Annotated in this window: 3 protein-coding genes; all 3 read left to right on the top strand. The window is 75.6% G+C overall.

What is annotated here, in order from left to right; translation table 11 throughout:
• Positions 1 to 513, top strand: a 513-nt coding sequence (locus tag Q0283_RS08065; RefSeq protein WP_298044149.1) for an amidohydrolase family protein, incomplete at its 5' end; no start/stop codon positions are given.
• A complete protein-coding gene (hutH, locus tag Q0283_RS08060) occupies positions 510 to 2105 on the top strand; it encodes a histidine ammonia-lyase (protein ID WP_298044148.1) in 1596 nt (531 codons plus the stop codon). The genes Q0283_RS08065 and hutH, both read left to right, overlap by 4 nt.
• Positions 2098 to 2587: arginase family protein (locus Q0283_RS08055; protein ID WP_298044147.1), on the top strand; the 490-nt coding region annotated here is incomplete at its 3' end. The genes hutH and Q0283_RS08055, both read left to right, overlap by 8 nt.

The following is a 2587-nucleotide window of genomic DNA, read 5'->3' as shown; positions in this document are numbered from 1 at the left end:
CGGCTGCACGCGAACCAGCTCACCGCCGGCGGGGCGCTGCAGCTCGCCGCGCGCCTGGGCTGTGCCTCGGCCGATCACGCCACGTTCGCCTCCGAGGCCGACCTGGCCGCCCTGGCGGACGTCGGCACCGTGGTGACCCTGCTGCCCGGCGCCGAGTTCTGCACCCGCCAGCCCTACCCGGACGCCCGCCGCTACCTCGCCGCCGGGGTCACCCTCGCCCTGGCCACCGACTGCAACCCCGGTTCGAGCTTCACCAGCAGCATGCCCTTCTGCATCGCGGTGGCCGTGCGGGACATGCACTTCACCGTGGACCAGGCGGTGTGGGCCGCCACCGCCGGGGGAGCGGCCGCGCTGCGCCGGCCCGACGTCGGGCGCCTCACCGCCGGCGCCCGCGCCGACTTCATCGTCCTGGACGCGCCCAGCCACCGGTACCTGGCCTACCGGCCCGGGGTCGACCTCGTCCGGCGGGTGTACCGGGGCGGTCGCCTGATCGCGGGGCAGGACTGGCCGTGAATCCGATCGAACTGGACCCGGACGCCCTGAGCCTGCGCGACGTCGTCGCCGTGGCCCGGTTCGGGGCGCCGGTGACGATCAGCGCCGCCACGCTCGACCGGGTCCGGGCGAACCGGCAGCATGTCGACCGGCTCGCCGCGGCCGCACGCCCCGTCTATGGGGTCTCCACCGGGTTCGGCGCCCTGGCCCAGCGGCATATCCCCGGTGCGCTGCGCAGTCGTATGCAGCGGTCCCTCGTCCGCTCGCACGCCGCCGGGATGGGCCGGCCGGTGGAGAGCGAGGTGGTGCGCGCGCTGATGCTGTTGCGGGCCCGCACCATGGCCACGGGCCGGACCGGCGTGCGGCCCGGGACGCTGACCGGTTACGTGGCGGTCCTCAACGCCGGGATCACCCCGGTGGTCCGCGAGTACGGCTCTCTCGGGTGCTCGGGGGACCTGGCGCCGCTCGCGGCGTGCGCCCTGGTGCTGACCGGAGAGGGCGAGGTCCTGGACGCCGAGGACCGGCCCGTCCCTGCCGCCGGCGCCCTGGCGGCCGCCGGGATCACTCCGGTGCGGCTCGAGGAGAAGGAGGGCCTGGCGCTGGTCAACGGCACGGACGGGATGCTGGGCATGCTGGTCCTGGCGTTGGACGACCTGGAGAACCTGCTGACGGTGGCGGACCTCTCCGCCGCGGCGAGCGTGGAGGCGTTGCTGGGCACCGACCAGGTGTTCCGGCCGGAGGTGCTGGGACCCCTGCGCCCCTATGACGGCCAGACCACCAGCGGGGCCAACATGTTCGCCGCCCTGAGGGGTTCGGCCATCGTGGCCTCGCACCGGGACTCGGACCACCTGGTGCAGGACGCGTATTCGCTGCGCTGCGCCCCGCAGGTGACCGGCGCCGCCCGGGACACCCTGGCCTTCGCCGAGCAGGTGGCCTGGCGCGAGCTCCGGGCCGCGATCGACAATCCGGTGGTGCTCGACGACGGGTCCGTCTCCTCGAACGGGAACTTCCATGGCGCCCCGCTGGCCCACGCCCTGGACTTCCTGGCCATCGTGGTGGCCGACGTGGCCTCGATTACCGAGCGGCGCACGGACCGGCTGATGGACGTCGCCCGGAACCAGGGCCTGCCACCGTTCCTGGCGGACGACCCGGGCGTGGACTCGGGGCTGATGATCGCCCACTACACGCAGGCGGCGATGGTCGCCGAGACCAAGCGGCTGGCGGTGCCGGCCAGCGTGGACTCGATCCCCAGCTCGGCGATGCAGGAGGACCACGCGTCCATGGGCTGGCACGCCGGGCGGAAGCTGCGCACCGCCCTCGAAAACCTGGCCGCCGTGCTCGGCGTCGAGATCTACGCCGCCACCCGCGCCCTCGAGCTGCGCGGGGCCGCTCCGGCACCGGTCACCGGGGCACTCCTGCGGCTGGTGCGCGGCCGGGTGCCCGGGCCCGGGCCGGACCGGTTCCTGTCCCCGGACCTGGCCGCGGTGGTCGAGCTGGTCACCAGCGGGGCGGTCGTGGCCACCGCGGCCGAGGCCATGGACCTCGGCCACACCCTGACCGGCTGGGCACCGCGGCACCGGCCGGACCGGGAGGGGGACGGGGGACATGCCTGAGCAACCGGCTCCCGGCGCACGGGGTGGGGCGTGGTCCGGTCGCTCCGACGGCCCGGGGCCGGAACACCGGCGCTGGCACGACGTGGTGCGCGGGCCGGGGGCCGTCCGCCCGTCCGAGGTGCCGGGCCCGCCCGGTGGCTCGAACCTCTCCGGGGTGTCGGCGACGACCGCCCTCATCGGCTTCGCCAGTGACGAGGGCGTCCGCCGCAACCACGGACGGCCCGGCGCCGCCGCCGGACCGGCGGCGTTGCGCCGGGCCCTCGCCCCCCTGGCGGTGCACGGAGAGTTCGGCCTCCACGACGCCGGTGACGTCACCGTGGCCGGCGAGGACCTCGAGTCCGCCCAGGTGCACCTGGGCCGCCGGGTGGCGCGGTTGCTGGAGGACCATCGGCTGGTCGTCGTGCTCGGGGGCGGTCACGAGGCGGCCTACGGCAGCTACCTGGGCCTGGCTGCCTCCTCGCGCCTGGCCGCCTCGTCCGGTG

The sequence above is a fragment of the uncultured Citricoccus sp. genome (genome assembly GCF_937871995.1).
Classification (GTDB): domain Bacteria; phylum Actinomycetota; class Actinomycetes; order Actinomycetales; family Micrococcaceae; genus Citricoccus.
This window is presented reverse-complemented; position numbering and strand designations above follow the sequence as displayed.